This window comes from Snuella lapsa (assembly GCF_039539345.1).
GTDB lineage: Bacteria > Bacteroidota > Bacteroidia > Flavobacteriales > Flavobacteriaceae > Snuella > Snuella lapsa.
Genome location: NZ_BAABCY010000020.1, coordinates 15,156 through 29,393, shown reverse-complemented (window position 1 = coordinate 29,393; position 14,238 = coordinate 15,156). Strand labels below are relative to the sequence as shown.

Annotated in this window: 17 protein-coding genes; 12 read left to right on the top strand and 5 right to left on the bottom strand. The window is 36.0% G+C overall.

Going from position 1 to position 14,238, the window contains the following annotated elements; all coding sequences use genetic code 11:
• The first annotated feature begins 261 nt into the window (after positions 1-261).
• The 3 genes from ABD792_RS03995 to nadB all read left to right on the top strand — a co-directional run bounded on the left by ABD792_RS03995 (position 262) and on the right by nadB (position 4,798).
• The gene (locus tag ABD792_RS03995) at positions 262-2,070 is read left to right on the top strand and encodes a hypothetical protein (RefSeq protein WP_345004509.1); all 1,809 of its coding nucleotides are present in this window, start codon (positions 262-264) and stop codon (positions 2,068-2,070) included.
• Between the two features lie 246 nt (positions 2,071-2,316).
• Positions 2,317-3,243, top strand: a complete 927-nt coding sequence (gene nadA / locus ABD792_RS03990; RefSeq protein ID WP_345004508.1) for a quinolinate synthase NadA — start codon at positions 2,317-2,319, stop codon at positions 3,241-3,243.
• A 1-nt stretch (position 3,244) separates the two neighbouring features.
• Positions 3,245-4,798 (top strand): L-aspartate oxidase, encoded by a 1,554-nt coding sequence (gene nadB / locus ABD792_RS03985; protein ID WP_345004507.1) that lies wholly within the window; start codon positions 3,245-3,247, stop codon positions 4,796-4,798.
• A gap of 42 nt (positions 4,799-4,840) precedes the next feature.
• On the opposite strand, the gene ABD792_RS03980 is transcribed toward nadB, so the two are convergent.
• The gene (locus ABD792_RS03980; RefSeq protein ID WP_345004506.1) at positions 4,841-5,173 is read right to left on the bottom strand and encodes a single-stranded DNA-binding protein; all 333 of its coding nucleotides are present in this window, start codon (positions 5,171-5,173) and stop codon (positions 4,841-4,843) included.
• Between the two features lie 182 nt (positions 5,174-5,355).
• Here ABD792_RS03980 and ABD792_RS03975 point away from each other — a divergent pair, with 182 nt between their 5' ends.
• Genes ABD792_RS03975 through ABD792_RS03955 form a run of 5 tightly spaced genes read left to right on the top strand, consistent with a single transcriptional unit; the run spans position 5,356 to position 8,066 of the window.
• A complete protein-coding gene (locus ABD792_RS03975; protein ID WP_345004505.1) occupies positions 5,356-5,865 on the top strand; it encodes a DinB family protein in 510 nt (169 codons plus the stop codon).
• 11 nt (positions 5,866-5,876) lie between these two features.
• Positions 5,877-6,401 (top strand): DinB family protein, encoded by a 525-nt coding sequence (locus ABD792_RS03970; RefSeq protein ID WP_199112490.1) that lies wholly within the window; start codon positions 5,877-5,879, stop codon positions 6,399-6,401.
• 22 nt (positions 6,402-6,423) lie between these two features.
• The gene (locus ABD792_RS03965; RefSeq protein WP_345004503.1) at positions 6,424-6,954 is read left to right on the top strand and encodes a GNAT family N-acetyltransferase; all 531 of its coding nucleotides are present in this window, start codon (positions 6,424-6,426) and stop codon (positions 6,952-6,954) included.
• Between the two features lie 2 nt (positions 6,955-6,956).
• Positions 6,957-7,307, top strand: coding sequence for a hypothetical protein (locus tag ABD792_RS03960; RefSeq protein WP_345004502.1), 351 nt, complete (start codon positions 6,957-6,959; stop codon positions 7,305-7,307).
• Between the two features lie 48 nt (positions 7,308-7,355).
• Positions 7,356-8,066 carry a hypothetical protein gene (locus ABD792_RS03955; protein WP_345004501.1) on the top strand — a complete coding sequence of 237 codons (711 nt, stop codon included), beginning with the start codon at positions 7,356-7,358 and terminating at the stop codon, positions 8,064-8,066.
• A 4-nt stretch (positions 8,067-8,070) separates the two neighbouring features.
• Here ABD792_RS03955 and ABD792_RS03950 read toward each other — a convergent pair whose 3' ends face one another.
• On the bottom strand, positions 8,071-8,541 hold the full coding sequence (locus ABD792_RS03950) for a CBS domain-containing protein (protein ID WP_199112482.1): 471 nt from the start codon (positions 8,539-8,541) through the stop codon (positions 8,071-8,073).
• A 470-nt stretch (positions 8,542-9,011) separates the two neighbouring features.
• Here ABD792_RS03950 and ABD792_RS03945 point away from each other — a divergent pair, with 470 nt between their 5' ends.
• Entirely contained in the window at positions 9,012-9,731 is a 720-nt protein-coding gene (locus ABD792_RS03945; RefSeq protein WP_345004500.1) for a hypothetical protein, read from the top strand.
• A gap of 68 nt (positions 9,732-9,799) precedes the next feature.
• Here ABD792_RS03945 and ABD792_RS03940 read toward each other — a convergent pair whose 3' ends face one another.
• Positions 9,800-10,315 (bottom strand): hypothetical protein, encoded by a 516-nt coding sequence (locus tag ABD792_RS03940; protein WP_345004499.1) that lies wholly within the window; start codon positions 10,313-10,315, stop codon positions 9,800-9,802.
• A 309-nt stretch (positions 10,316-10,624) separates the two neighbouring features.
• Between ABD792_RS03940 and ABD792_RS03935 the strand changes: the two genes are divergently transcribed.
• The 3 genes from ABD792_RS03935 (at position 10,625) to ABD792_RS03925 (ending at position 13,429) form a co-directional block, all read left to right on the top strand.
• Positions 10,625-11,215 carry a HupE/UreJ family protein gene (locus ABD792_RS03935; RefSeq protein ID WP_345004498.1) on the top strand — a complete coding sequence of 197 codons (591 nt, stop codon included), beginning with the start codon at positions 10,625-10,627 and terminating at the stop codon, positions 11,213-11,215.
• 202 nt (positions 11,216-11,417) lie between these two features.
• The gene (locus ABD792_RS03930) at positions 11,418-11,849 is read left to right on the top strand and encodes a deoxycytidylate deaminase (protein WP_345004497.1); all 432 of its coding nucleotides are present in this window, start codon (positions 11,418-11,420) and stop codon (positions 11,847-11,849) included.
• Positions 11,849-13,429 carry a S41 family peptidase gene (locus ABD792_RS03925; RefSeq protein WP_345004496.1) on the top strand — a complete coding sequence of 527 codons (1,581 nt, stop codon included), beginning with the start codon at positions 11,849-11,851 and terminating at the stop codon, positions 13,427-13,429. Before ABD792_RS03930 ends, ABD792_RS03925 begins: the two co-directional genes overlap by 1 nt.
• Here ABD792_RS03925 and ABD792_RS03920 read toward each other — a convergent pair whose 3' ends face one another.
• A complete protein-coding gene (locus ABD792_RS03920; protein ID WP_345004495.1) occupies positions 13,430-14,035 on the bottom strand; it encodes an FAD-dependent oxidoreductase in 606 nt (201 codons plus the stop codon). It lies immediately after the preceding gene.
• On the bottom strand, positions 14,028-14,237 hold the full coding sequence (locus ABD792_RS03915; protein WP_345004494.1) for a hypothetical protein: 210 nt from the start codon (positions 14,235-14,237) through the stop codon (positions 14,028-14,030). The genes ABD792_RS03920 and ABD792_RS03915 overlap by 8 nt, the downstream gene beginning before the upstream one ends.
• Between the last annotated feature and the right edge of the window lies 1 nt (position 14,238).

Genomic DNA, 14,238 nt, shown 5'->3' with positions numbered 1-14,238 from the left:
CAAAAAGTTGCAACCCAGCCGAAATCGAAGATTCAAGAACTCCTATTTTCAAAATAAAAACACATGAGTATATGGTAATTGAGCATATGGTGATTTGGGGCATCGCATCTGACCACTAAAAACAATAAATATTACCAGATGAAAATGTATTTTTCAAATTATGACATTTGTCATAGTTGGTCTTGTGCTTAATCTATAGTTTCGCCTGTTTTAACGGTACCTAATCCTTATGTTGGTAGGTATATAGATATTTTATAGTATATGAAGCATGCACATTCATTTCACATACCAGTAATGGGTATAGGGTTTACAATAGATACACCTTTAAAAGTAGCTCAATACGGTATGGATTCGGTTGTCTCGTTGGTAGATGATATTTTATTGGAGAAGCTAAGGAAAATGTATAGTAAGAAGTTTGAAATTCCGTATAGGGAAATCACCGAAAAGATGGACGATTTTAGGGCGCGACGTATAACGGCTTATTTAAACCTTATTAGTGATTTGGTAGACAAAAAGTTTGAAGACTTAAAAAATGTAGCCCAAGAAAAGAGTGATGAGTTAAAAGCTTACATAGATATGTTGCCAGATGGTGCTACAATAAAAGGGGAGTTTTTAAAGCTTGTTGAAAACGATAATAGTATTTCTGAAATAAAGCAATGGGTGTCAAAGCACTTAACTAAAGGACATATTGATGTAAATATTATGACTAAGGTCGATAAGGACAACTATCGTAAAGATGAAAAACTATCCGTTGAGTATAATGATGCTCATGCTGCTTTACGGGGGTTTGCCAATAGCAAGCTAAATTCCTCTGTTGTGCTTTCAGCAGGAATGAATCCAAGACTTTATGCTTATATGGCTAAGTTTGAAGGATTCTTTCCGGATGTGAAAGGAGCATTTCAAAAGCGAATTATTTTAAAGGTAAGCGATTATAGATCGGCGTTAATACAAGGGAAGTTCTTGGCTAAAAAAGGATTGTGGGTTTCTGAATATAGAATTGAGTCAGGGCTTAATTGCGGTGGGCATGCCTTTGCTACAGATGGTTATCTTTTGGGGCCAGTTTTGGCTGAGTTTAAAGAAAATCGAGAGGCCTTAAGAACAGCTATCGAAAAGGTGTTAAAAGCGGAGCTGGAAAGTCAAGGTCGCGTTGTTCCGCAAGAGCCACTTAAAATCCAAGTTTCTGCACAGGGCGGTGTTGGTACCCAAGAAGAGCATGAGTTTTTGATTGAAGAATACCAATTAGACTCTGTTGGTTGGGGAACTCCTTTTTTGTTGGTGCCTGAAGCAACCACTGTAGATGAAGACACATTGCAAAAATTGGTCGAAGCGAAAGAAGATGATTTGTATTTAAGCGATATTTCCCCTTTAGGTGTGCCGTTTAATAATCTTCGGGATAATACTAAGGACATAGAGAAAGAAGTTTTAATTGAAAAAGGTAGGCCGGGAAGTTCTTGCCCCAAAAAATTTGTGGCACTCAATAAGGATTTTAAAGAAAAAGGAATGTGCACTGCTTCTAGAGAATATCAGTACTTAAAGATAAAGGAGCTAGAAGAAAAGGAGTTGCCTGAAAGTGAATATGAAAAGGCGTTTAATAAAATAACCGAAAAATCCTGTACTTGTGTTGGCTTGGGGACTTCGGCGTTATTAAAGTACAACATGGACACAAAAGTAGAAGGTAAGGGGGTGTCTATTTGTCCAGGACCCAATATGGCATACTATTCTAAAATTATGACCCTAAAAGACATTACAGACCACATTTATGGAAGGGCAAATATGTTGTCACGAACCGATCGTCCTAATTTATTTGTAAAGGAACTATATATATACCTCGACTTTTTAAAAAATAAATTCGAGGAACTCAGAGTAGATATGGGGAAAAAGGAGGAAAAGTATTTGTTAACTTTTACCGATAACCTAAGGAGTGGAATAAGATATTATCAAAATTTGTTTAAAGAGGTTAGAACATCTTTTGAAGATATAAGGTCGACTGTGTTAAATGAATTAGAAGCAAGTGAAAAAGTTTTGGATGGTTTAAATTCAGAAATCCAAGGTCGGATAGCTGTAAGTTGATCGAGAGCTGTTTTTGTAATTTAAATAGCCCCTTTGTATAAAAAGGACATTTTTGTTTTGTTAAACATGATGTCTTTTTTTTTATAAGTGTGCAAGAATCAATAAAAAAAAGATAATGGTTCCTAATTTGGTGCTATTTTTGCGCCCAATGTGATTTCAATAAATTTTTAATTAAGATATTTGCATAAATAATTCATTTACACATGCGTAATTTGTTTGTGTAATAGGAGTTTAAGATTATATACAATGGATTTAGTAAAAGAAATAAAACGGCTTAAAGAGGAAAAGAATGCTGTAATTTTGGCTCATTATTATCAAGTTCCAGAAATACAGGATATTGCAGATTATGTTGGTGATAGTTTAGGGTTGTCACAAAAGGCAGCAGAAACAGATGCCGACATTATTGTTTTTGCGGGTGTGCATTTTATGGCGGAAACCGCGAAAATATTAAACCCTACAAAAACCGTTGTATTGCCGGATTTAAATGCCGGTTGCTCTTTGGCCGATTCATGTCCGCCGGAAGCCTTTGAAAAGTTTACAAAAGAACACCCAGATCACGTAGTGATTACTTATGTAAACTGTTCTGCTGAAATAAAAGCCTTAAGCGATATTGTATGTACGTCGTCTAACGCACTAAAAATAGTGGAGTCAGTTCCAAAAGATGTTCCTATTATTTTTGCGCCAGACAAAAACCTAGGGAAGTATGTGAGTAAGCAAACCGGAAGAGATTTATTGTTGTGGGATGGCAGTTGTATTGTGCATGAGGCGTTTTCTATGGATAAATTGATTGAGCTTCATAAAAAATACCCCGATTATAAAATTATTGCACATCCAGAATCTGAAGAGCATATCTTAAATACTGCAACTTACATAGGGTCTACTTCTGGAATGATAAACTATGTAAAGGAACATCAAGACGAAAAGTTTATTGTTGCTACTGAAGCAGGTATTTTGCATAAAATGCAACAAGAAATGCCTAATACGGAGTTGGTGCCAGCACCAGCGGTCGAAGATAACACATGTGCTTGTAGCGAGTGTCATTTTATGAAAATGAATACACTACAAAAGTTGTACGATTGCTTGCTTAACGAATCCCCCCAAATTGAAGTGCCCGAAGATATTAGGAGACGTGCTTTGTTACCTATAGAACGTATGTTAGAGTTGTCTAAATAATATGGTTTCAACAAATTATTTAGTTATTGGTTCGGGGATCGCTGGTTTAACCTTTTCGGTAAAAATAGCAGAAAGATTTCCGGAAAGAAAGGTTGTTATTGTTACCAAAGCGAACGAGGACGAATCGAATACTAAATATGCTCAGGGAGGTGTTGCCGTTGTTTTAGACGACCAAAAGGACTCCTTCGAGAAGCACATTCAAGACACTTTAGTGGCAGGCGATGGGCTTTGTGACGAGGAGGTGGTAGACATGGTTGTAAAAGAAGGGCCGCAAAGATTAAAGGAGTTGATGTATTGGGGAGCTAATTTCGATTTAGCAAAATCAGGACAACTCGATCTTGGAAAAGAAGGAGGGCATTCCGAACATCGGGTGGTTCATTACAAAGATATTACAGGGCGTGAAATAGAGAGAGCACTGTTGGAGAGGGCGCACCAGTTAAATAATATTCAAATCTTACCGCACCATTTCGCTATAGATCTAATTACCAATCACCATTTGGCAGAAGTACGTGGTTTAAAGAATGCTTGCTATGGTGCTTATATACTAGATCAAAAGCAGGGACGTATTTTTACAATTAAGGCCGATGAGACATTATTGGCTTCTGGAGGCATAGGGCGTGTTTATGGACATACAACAAATCCGGTTATTGCTACGGGAGACGGTGTGGCAATGGCTTACAGGGCGAAGGCACTTGTAAAAGATATGGAGTTTGTACAGTTTCATCCCACTGCACTGTATGAGCCCGAAGGCGAATCCTCTTTTTTAATTTCAGAAGCTGTCAGGGGCTTTGGAGCTTATCTTAGAAATAAGGAAGGACATCGCTTTATGTTGGATTATGACGAAAGGGCTGAGCTAGCTTCCAGGGATATAGTTTCGCAATGTATAGACAACGAATTTAAGAAAACAGGTGATACGCATGTTTTTTTAGATTGCACCCATTTAGATTTGGAAGCATTTAAAGTGCATTTTCCAAATATTTACAATAAATGTAAAGAAAAACACATAGATATAGCTACGCAATGGATTCCGGTTGTTCCTGCATCACATTATCTCTGTGGGGGTGTAGAAGTGAATAAAGTGGGTAAAACCTCAATTAATAATTTATTTGCCTGTGGGGAGTGTTCTAAAACGGGTTTGCATGGTGCAAATCGATTGGCTTCAAATTCGTTGTTAGAGGCTTTAGTATATGCTCACAGTATTTTTGAGTATCATAGTAAACATAAGCCTGAGTCCAAACAAGTTGCCATTCCAGATTGGAACGACGAAGGAACGGTTATCCCTAAAGAACATATCTTAATACAGCACAATCTTAAAGAACTGCAAGCCTTAATGCGTAATTATGTTGGCATTGTTAGGAGCAATAGCCGTTTAAAAAAGGCTAGAAAGCGGTTAGACTTGATTTATAACGAAGTTGAGGATCTGTATAGGGAGTCTAAAATAACAACGTCTTTATGTGAACTGCGAAATATGGTTAATGTAGCACACCTTATTATTAACCAGTCTTTGTTGCGAAAGGAAAATAGAGGAGGGTATTATAATATAGATAACGTATAAAAAAAACAGGCTCCTTTTTAGTGAGCCTGTTTTGTAAAAGGGTTATTTCCCTAGCATCAAAAGTTCGTTACAAACAATTTCTGTAATATAGCGTTTGTCGCCGTTTTTATCATCATAACGCCGTGATGTTAATTTGCCTTCAATGGCTACTTCTTTGCCTTTAGAGACATATTTTTCAATGATTTCTGCTGTTTTGCCCCAAGCTACAATATTGTGCCATTGTGTTTCAGTAATTTTTTCACCTTTGGCATTTTTGTAATGCTCGTTTGTGGCAATTGTAAATTTAGCCAGCATTTTTCCCGATTCAAGATTGATGATTTCTGGATCGTTTCCTAAGTTACCAATCAACTGTACTTTGTTTCTAAGTGTGTTCATAATATTTTATTTTAATGTTAAACAGTTAATACTATCGAGTTCTTATGTTTCGACATGGCAAATATGGAAAGGCTTTTTGATTTTAATCGGTAGCTACTTATTTAATATCGTTTGTAAATGTTTGTAGTCGTTTGTAAACGAATAAATAATGTTGTATATTGGCAATCAGTTATTTGTAAGCTATGACAATCAATGCTATAATCAATCAATTAGAGGCAAATAAGCTTATTTTTAAAGGCTTACTGTTGCCTAAGTCGGAAGAAGTTTATATCTGGCGACCAGATACTAAAAAATGGTGTTTGTTAGAGGTTGCTTGCCATTTATTGGATGAAGAGTGCGAAGATTTTAAAGCCCGTATAAAATATATATTTGAAAAGCCAGATTATGAAATGCCTTCTATTAATCCTGAGGCTTGGGTCGTAGAGCGTGATTACATGTCTAAAGATTACAATAAAGTTGTAAATGCTTTTTTGCAGGAGCGTCAAAAATCCGTTGTTTGGTTGCGCGAACAGCTTAATGCCAATTGGGAACAAAGCATAGTACATCCAAAACTTGGGATTATGTCTGCTAAGCTGTTTCTGTCTAACTGGTTAGCTCACGATTATTTGCACATGCGACAAATTTTGAGTCTTCAATACAAATTTTTAAATACAAATAGTGCCCACGATCTAAATTATGCTGGTAATTGGTAAATAAAGTTTTAATGGAATATACAACAGAAAAAGCGTTAGAAATTTTGGAGCGAACCCCTTATGTTTTAAAAACATTGCTTACAGGGTTGTCTGATGTATGGGTTTACAGTAATGAAGGGGAAGAGACTTGGAGTCCATTTGATGTGGTAGGACATCTTATTCATGGAGAAAAGACAGATTGGATAGAACGGATTAATATCATTTTAGGGGATAATATTGACAAAAGATTTGAGCCTTTCGATCGTTTTGCACAGTTTGAAAGTTCAAAGGGGAAAACACTTATTCAATTGTTGGACATGTTTACAGAATTGCGAATTAAGAACTTAGAGTACTTTAGGGCTTTAAATGTATCTGATGAGCAACTGGGGTTAAAAGGATTGCACCCAGAATTGGGAGAAGTTACCCTAAAACAATTATTGGCTACATGGGTAACCCACGATTTGGCACACATAGCACAAATTGCAAGAACTATGGCTAAGCAGTATAAAGGAGAAGTAGGCCCTTGGAAGGCTTACATTTCGATTTTAAACCAATAAGTAAAAGTAATAAGATTTCCATATGAAATTTTTTATAGAAACAGAACGGTTGATTTTAAGAAGCATGCTGCCAACAGATTTAGAAGGCATGTTTGAGCTTGATTCAAATCCTATAGTTCATAGATACCTAGGGAATAAACCTGTAAAATCTATTGGGGAATCGAAGAAAATAATCGATGGAGTTTTAGAACAATATGAAGTCCGGGGTATTGGAAGGTGGTCAGTAATTGAAAAATCTTCAGGCGATTTTATAGGTTGGTCGGGCTTAAAATTAAATACGGAAGAAACCTTAAACAATGTTTCTAATTTTTATGATATAGGATATCGCTTAATGCCCAGATACTGGGGAAAGGGCTATGCGACAGAATCAGGTAAAGCAGCTCTGGAATACGCATTCGATAAGATGCACTTAAAAACTGTTTGTGGTATTACAGAAAAAGGAAATCAAGCATCGCATCAGGTGCTTTTAAAATTAGGGTTGTTATATGTTGAAGATTTTTTCTATGAAAAGGAACAACTGCAATTACGATGGTATAAAATAGAAAATAAATGACTATGACAAAACAATGTTTGGAATGTGGTGAAAAGCTGGTTGGCAGAATTGATAAAAAGTTCTGTGATGATGCTTGTAGAAATACCTATAATAATAGGGTGAACAAGGATAGTAAAAACTTAATACGGAATACAAACAACAGACTTCGTAAAAATTACAGGATTTTAGAGGCACTCAACCCCGAACAAAAAACAAAAACATCGCGTGCTAAACTTATAGAAAAGGGCTTCGATTTTAATTACTTTACAAGTATATATACCACAAAAGCGGGTACCGTATATTATTTTGTGTACGATCAAGGGTATTTGCCTTTGGAGGGAGATTATTTTGCATTGGTAAAAAGAGAGTCGTAAAATGTAACATTTAGAGAAATAAATTAACTTATATACAAACCAATTTATATGATCTTAATGTTGGAATCTAAAGGTATTGTTGTCTCAATTATGATTGCTATAGTTGTTTTGTTAATGGCCAGTGCTTATTATTTTAACAGAAAACAAAGAGTGCTAAGGCAGTTGTCTAAGTTTAAACCCAAGAAGATTCTTCAATTTAGAACCAATGAGCTAACAAAATTAACGGGCAAAGTCTTGCATGCTCATGAACCCTTTGTTACGCCGTTAAGCAAGCGGGCGTGTGTTGCATATACTATAAAAATTGCTCAGAAGAAAAGCTCGGGTAAAAGTTCGTATTGGAAGACTATTGTTTCTCAAGAAAATATACAAGACTTTTTTATAGAGCAGCAAGGAGAGGTTGTTATGGTTAAGCCAACTAAAATGCCTAAGAATTATGATGCCTATTTTGTTGAAGATAAAAGGGTGTCTTCGGGATTCTTCAGCGATCCCACTCCAGAGTTTCAAAAAGTACTGAAGTATTATGGTGTTGAGAGTACAAATTTTTTTGGATTTAATAAAACCTTGCGATATACCGAAAGGATTTTAGGAGTAGGCGAAATAATAACGGTTGGAGGCATTGCTAAATGGAAAACCTTGAAAGCGCCCATGGAGAACTTAAGCTATTCGAAAATAGCGGCTCTAGAAAGCGGTCCTTCACAAAAGTTGATACTAACAGATCTTCCGCAAGCAAAGATAATTTCGGACGAAATGAAGCGCTAGATCATTATTTCCACCAGTTTTGCCCTTTGAGCTCCATAGCTGCTTTAAGAATGTCTTTCTGGCTTATTAACCCTACTAACTTGCCATGTTCTACAATAGGGAAACGACGACGTTTTGCTTGTAAAAATTTGTTGGCTGCATCAAAAATGTTCATATTGCCATCAATGGTTTCTACATTAGTAGCCATGTGCTTTTCTATTGTTTTATCTTGCATTGGCATATTGTAGTAACGACTTTCGCTTATCTGTTTTATACAGTCACCTTCTGATATGATGCCAACTAACTCGTCTTTATCGTTAACTACCGGTCCACCGGATATTTTGTTTTTAATAAGTGTTTCTATTACGCTTTCAATAGATTGATCCGGAGAAAAGGTAATCAGATCGGTGCTCATATAATCACTCACTTTAAAAGGGGTAGTGTCTGCTGTGTTGGCCTGCTGTCTTCTAGCGCCTTGAAAACTTTTTATTCCCATAATCAATAATAAATTAATGTTATTAAAGGTACTTATTTTTTATAAGTTAACCTAGAAATAGGTATTTCTAATAGACTAGTTTAAGGCTTTTTTTAAACTTATGCTAATTATAGTTTGTGTTTTTTATTAATGCTTTTTATTCTTTAAACCCAAGATTTGCTAAAAATAAATGATAAATTATTAATTGTCAAATGGATATAAGAATGTTTGTTAAGTGTATAAAAGTTTTGTCGAGATTACTTTAAATGTACTTGAGGTGGCATTAGGACTAAAGTTTATGTCGCTTTTAGATCCGTACAGTAGTTAAAAGGGAGTGAAAACAAACAATAAAGGGTCGTTGCTCTTAGTTGGGTAGTAGTGTGAGGTTAAAATTGCAGAATCATTTAAAAATATAAATAATTAGCATTCTTTTAAGAGTTTAAATGTTAATTTTTTTTAGTTTTAGCAACTCAAAATTAAAATTTATAGAAATGATGAAACGATTAGTGGTAATGGTTCTGTTTTTTGCAGGGGCTTTTCAGTTAAGTGCGCAAAATAATTCCGATTTGGTAAAGCATTATGAAGCGTATTACAAGCAGATGAAGGTTCAGGGAGATGTTCAAGGTATTATTAACGGAATGACACATCTAAATGTGTTGGCGCCGTCCCAAGCGAGAAAGGATACACTGGCTTATATTTATATGAGCGAAGGGAAATATATGCAAGCCTTAAACACAATTGGAGTAGAAAAAAGTACGACAGATTCCGATATAGCTGTTGAGGTTAAAGCAGTTTCCTTAAAAGCGGTTAAACAGCCAAAGTTGGCCATTGGTTTTTTTGAAGAAATGTTTAAAAGAAATGCCAATGCCTTAATTGCCTATGAACTAGCTGAATTGAATTTGCAGACTCAACAATTTACTGAAGCCGATAAGCATATTACTTATGGGTTAGCAAATGCTAAAGACGATATGACCAAAGCATTTTATGAAACGCAAACGCCATATCAAGTGTCTCTTAAAGCAGCATTTAACTATTTAAATGCATTGTCTGTGTATAATAAAGATACAAAGGCGAATATTGATGCTGCTGTCGATATTTTGGATGCGACGCTTAAAATGGCTCCTAATTTTAATTTAATTCAATTGACAAAATCTGAGTTATTAAGACAAAAACAGGCGATGCAAGCTCAGGAATCTCAACCAAAGAATTAATTATAGTAAAAACTATTGTAAGAAGGGCTGGTACTTTGTAAAGGTGTCAGCCTTTTGTAGTTTGCTGCTTATGGTTTTTGTATGTTATGGCTGTCTATTTCAAGTTTTTTGTTCATCTGTAGGTTTAGGTTAGAGAAAGCTTCCAAAAACTCTTTAATGGTTTTAATGAGCTCTGGTTTTTTAGTTGTGCTTAAATTTGATAAGCTCTCTAGTTTATAGAGTTTGGTTTCAAAAGCTGTTATTCTGGCTAAGATGGCGGGCGTATTTACTGTAGCTGGGATGGTTTCTCTAAGCTTTTTTAAAAACTCTTCGATGGTTTCATTATCATTAAAAAAGCTTAAGTCTCCTTTTTTGATGTTGGTTACATGGTCTTGTAATTGATAATATTCTGCCCAGTTTTTAATAGCTGTTTGGGTTTTGGAGTCTAAGGTAAATTCTATATAATCGAGTTTGGAAATATCGTTTTCGGTAATTTCTTCGTTAACAATTTCTATTTCAGTTGGATCCCGATTCTGGTCAATGTTCTTTTTACAGGATAATATGATAAAAAATAAGCATAAAAAGCTTAAGCGTTTAATTGTCATGTTAGATCGTTTTCTAATGTTGCCATACAAAGATATGTGAATAGTTTGTTTTTTTATGATGAAGTTGCCTTGACTTTTTTGCTTAAGTGAAAATGAAAGTAATTTGTTTATGTGTAGATAAAACATTTTTATTTTAAGGCGAAACTTGGCGTGCTTCGATCTCGGTTATCTATTAAAAAAAACGATTACATTAGCTGTGCGGAACAGAAAAGAATTTATAGTAGTTCAAATGGTTTAATAAAATCTATATGGTCATTTAAAAGAATCTAATTAATTGTATCTTTGAGCGACCTCGAAATCTTTAATATTATGTTAGAAAACTTTTGGTTTAATGTAGAGTACGGTATTAATCATGTGTTGGATATTAATGCTTACGATCATGTGCTGTTTCTTATCGTTTTAACAATTCCTTATTTATTTAGGGATTGGAAGCGCGTGTTATTGTTGGTGTCGGTATTTACGTTAGGTCATACCTTGTCCCTTGTCCTTGCGGCTTATCAAGTTGTTAGCGTCGATGGACAGTTGGTAGAGTTCTTAATTCCTCTTACTATTTTAATAGTGGCGCTTTTTAATGTGTTTACTGCTGGAAAAGGAGCGCAAAAGGAACGTGTAGGCGTGTTGTTTTTTTCTACCTTGTTTTTTGGATTAATACATGGTTTGGGGTTTGCAAGGGAGTTTCAAATGTTGTTAGGCGATTCGGACAGTAAGCTGCTCTTGTTGCTTGAGTTTGCGTTGGGTATAGAAATTGCTCAAATTATTATAGTCTTTATAGTGTTGTTTTTAGGATACTTAATTCAAACAATATTTAGGTTTTCCAAGCGCGATTGGATTATGGTCATATCGGCTATCGTGGTCGGATTAGTGATACCAATGCTGTTGCACAGCGATTTTTTATCTTAATTTTTAAAATTCTTAATAAACTTTCATAAAACTTTAACGAACTTGCGTTGTAATTAAATGGTGAACCAAGTATTTTCGTTATATTGTTTTGCTTGAAGTATTGAAACGGCATCTTTTTTGTTTAATAAAGATAAAAGGGCAAGAAGGTCTTGGTTATGCCGAAATGTAATGAGGGACATGCGACTTAATTATAAATAAATTCATGCCAAAAAATAAACAGCTTAAGTACGACAAAGCTTATTTAAGAATTGCCCAGGAATGGGGAAAATTGTCCTATTGCAATAGAAGGCAAGTAGGGGCAATTATTGTTAAGGATAGAATGATAATATCAGACGGGTATAATGGAACCCCATCTGGTTTTGAGAATTTTTGTGAAGACGATGAGGGCTACACAAAATGGTACGTTTTACATGCCGAAGCAAATGCTATTTTAAAAGTGGCATCGTCTACGCAATCTTGTAAAGGAGCAACGCTTTATATAACCATGTCACCCTGTAAAGAATGCAGTAAGTTGATTCATCAGGCTGGTATTGTGAGGGTGGTTTATAATCAACCCTATAAAGACGATTCCGGGTTGCGTTTTTTAGAAAAGGCAGGTATAGAGCTTAAATTAATAGAAGACCCGAAAGTGTAATGCAATTTCAAAAGAAGTACATTCCGTTTGTTCTAGGCGTTGCAATTGCAACAGGAATTTTTATTGGCGGAAAATTAAACTTTACAGATGCTCCAGATAGATTGTTTTCTACAAACAGTAAGAAAGATAAGCTTAACAGGCTTATAGACTATATTGATTACGAATATGTAGATGAAGTAAATACCGATAGCATTGTAGATGTTACCGTTAATGGTATTTTAGAGAACTTGGATCCCCATTCCATTTACATTCCCAAAGAGGATATGGAGCGCGTTGCCGAGAATATGAAAGGGGATTTTGTGGGGATAGGCGTAAGCTTTTATCCATATAAAGATTCTATTGCAGTGATACGGGCAATCAAAGGAGGCCCCAGTGAAAAGGCAGGCATAAGAGGAGGGGATAGGATTATTATGGCTGATTCTGATACCCTGTACGGTGAGCATTTGAATGATGAAAGCATGGTTAAAAAGCTTAAAGGGCCAATTAATAGTAAAGTGAATTTAAAGGTCTATAGGAAAGGGGAGCCCCAGCTTTTAAACTTTACCGTTAAACGTTCCCATATACCTATTAAAAGTGTCGATGCAGCATATATGCTTACCGGCAAGTTGGGTTACATAAAAATAAATCGGTTTGCCGAGTCTACTTATAAAGAATTTAAGAACGGACTATCTAAATTACAGGAGTTAGGAGCTACAGAGCTGGTGTTGGACTTACGGGATAACCCTGGTGGTTTTTTGGGTGTGGCAGAGCAAATCGCCGATGAGTTTCTTGAAAAAGGGAAACTTATTTTGTTTACTAAGAATAAACGAGGGCATGTAGAAAAAAGCTTTGCTACCAAAAGAGGAGCTTTCGAAAATGGAAATGTTTATGTGCTGATTAATGAAAACTCGGCTTCGGCAAGTGAGATAGTTGCTGGGGCGCTTCAAGATAATGATAAAGGGACTATTGTAGGTAGGCGATCATACGGTAAAGGACTTGTGCAGAGAGAAATGGATCTTGGCGATGGCAGTGCTGTACGTTTAACCGTATCTCGATATTATACGCCTACAGGGCGCTCTATACAACGCCCCTATAATAATGGGCATAAAGATTATTATGACGATTACTATATTAGGCTGAAGAATGGAGAACTTATTGATCCAGAAAAAATAGAGGTGGCTGATTCGTTAAAGTTTACAACTCCAGAAGGTAAAATTGTCTATGGAGGTGGTGGGATTATTCCCGATGTGTTTGTGCCTTTAGATGCTATGCATAGCGAAACCCTTGCTTACCTTAGGGGGATGATAAGCTATTTTGTTTTTGAGGAATTAGAAAAAGATAGAAAGGCTTACGATGGTTTTTCACGGCAAGACTTTATCGATAGTGCGAAGGTTGATGACGATATGGTATTTGCATTTCAAGATTACCTAAATAGAAGAACCGAAGCCGAAATTACTTTTGTGGCGTATCATAATGAAGTGAAGCAGTGCATTAAAGCTGCCTTAGCCGATCAATTATTTGGAGAAGGTGCCTATGAAGAAGTTTTCAATCAGAATGATATGATGATCGAGGAAGTGATTGGCTTGAGTGGAGATGAATAGTTAGTCAATTTTATCATGCACCTTGGTGTGCTTTCCGTCATTCCAAAGTGTTAAAATATCGGTAGCCACATGTGCGCCACTACCCGAAGCAATGGCAAACTGACTGCGCCAGCCGGCTAAAGTGCCTGCAACATAGAGATTCTCCTCAATTACGTGGTCGGTGTTTTTTAGCCATATGCGATCTTTCTCGATAGCTGCCCTAGGATGTGGTTCTATATGTTTTTCCAGTCCTTTTATGTTTAGTAAATTGGTGTACCCAACAGCAATAACTATCAATTTAGTGGTGTAAGTGTTTTTGTTGGTTGTGATTTCAAAACTATTGTCAGATTTTGATAAGGCTAGAACTTTTTCGTTGTCCAGTTGTTCAACATGAGGGTATAAATCCTTGAGTTGTTTTTTTCCGCTTTTTAAAATAGAATCACCTGTAGTTCCTGGCGTTAAGCCTAAAACATTGTTGAATAATGCCGTTTGCAAATGTGAAGCTTTTTGATGGGTAATGATGCCAATGCGCTTCTGTTTGGCAAAAGCTTTGTTTTTTGCTGAGCCTAATACTAAGGCACAGGACATGCCAGCTGCACCACCACCAATAATTAAAACATCAAACATTAGTTCCCTTTTTGTGTTTTTGTTCAATACGTTTTGCTATTCTTAGAATTGCCATTAGGGCAATTGCGCAGAGCGCTGCAACAATGGTGATAAGGGCTATTATGCTCTCACCTTCAAAAGGGTGGTCTAAGTCTACTTTTGTGGCATTTAAAATTATTAGTCCAACGGCTATGAAACTGAGTATGATCGTAAAAATCCGCATA

Coding starts and splice junctions, on each gene's coding strand:
- ABD792_RS03995 (WP_345004509.1), top strand. CDS start 262: ATGAAGCATGCACATTCATTTCACATACCAGTAATGGGTATAGGGTTT.
- nadA (WP_345004508.1), top strand. CDS start 2,317: ATGGATTTAGTAAAAGAAATAAAACGGCTTAAAGAGGAAAAGAATGCT.
- nadB (WP_345004507.1), top strand. CDS start 3,245: ATGGTTTCAACAAATTATTTAGTTATTGGTTCGGGGATCGCTGGTTTA.
- ABD792_RS03980 (WP_345004506.1), bottom strand. CDS start 5,173: ATGAACACACTTAGAAACAAAGTACAGTTGATTGGTAACTTAGGAAAC.
- ABD792_RS03975 (WP_345004505.1), top strand. CDS start 5,356: ATGACAATCAATGCTATAATCAATCAATTAGAGGCAAATAAGCTTATT.
- ABD792_RS03970 (WP_199112490.1), top strand. CDS start 5,877: ATGGAATATACAACAGAAAAAGCGTTAGAAATTTTGGAGCGAACCCCT.
- ABD792_RS03965 (WP_345004503.1), top strand. CDS start 6,424: ATGAAATTTTTTATAGAAACAGAACGGTTGATTTTAAGAAGCATGCTG.
- ABD792_RS03960 (WP_345004502.1), top strand. CDS start 6,957: ATGACAAAACAATGTTTGGAATGTGGTGAAAAGCTGGTTGGCAGAATT.
- ABD792_RS03955 (WP_345004501.1), top strand. CDS start 7,356: ATGATCTTAATGTTGGAATCTAAAGGTATTGTTGTCTCAATTATGATT.
- ABD792_RS03950 (WP_199112482.1), bottom strand. CDS start 8,541: ATGGGAATAAAAAGTTTTCAAGGCGCTAGAAGACAGCAGGCCAACACA.
- ABD792_RS03945 (WP_345004500.1), top strand. CDS start 9,012: ATGATGAAACGATTAGTGGTAATGGTTCTGTTTTTTGCAGGGGCTTTT.
- ABD792_RS03940 (WP_345004499.1), bottom strand. CDS start 10,315: ATGACAATTAAACGCTTAAGCTTTTTATGCTTATTTTTTATCATATTA.
- ABD792_RS03935 (WP_345004498.1), top strand. CDS start 10,625: ATGTTAGAAAACTTTTGGTTTAATGTAGAGTACGGTATTAATCATGTG.
- ABD792_RS03930 (WP_345004497.1), top strand. CDS start 11,418: ATGCCAAAAAATAAACAGCTTAAGTACGACAAAGCTTATTTAAGAATT.
- ABD792_RS03925 (WP_345004496.1), top strand. CDS start 11,849: ATGCAATTTCAAAAGAAGTACATTCCGTTTGTTCTAGGCGTTGCAATT.
- ABD792_RS03920 (WP_345004495.1), bottom strand. CDS start 14,035: ATGTTTGATGTTTTAATTATTGGTGGTGGTGCAGCTGGCATGTCCTGT.
- ABD792_RS03915 (WP_345004494.1), bottom strand. CDS start 14,237: ATGCGGATTTTTACGATCATACTCAGTTTCATAGCCGTTGGACTAATA.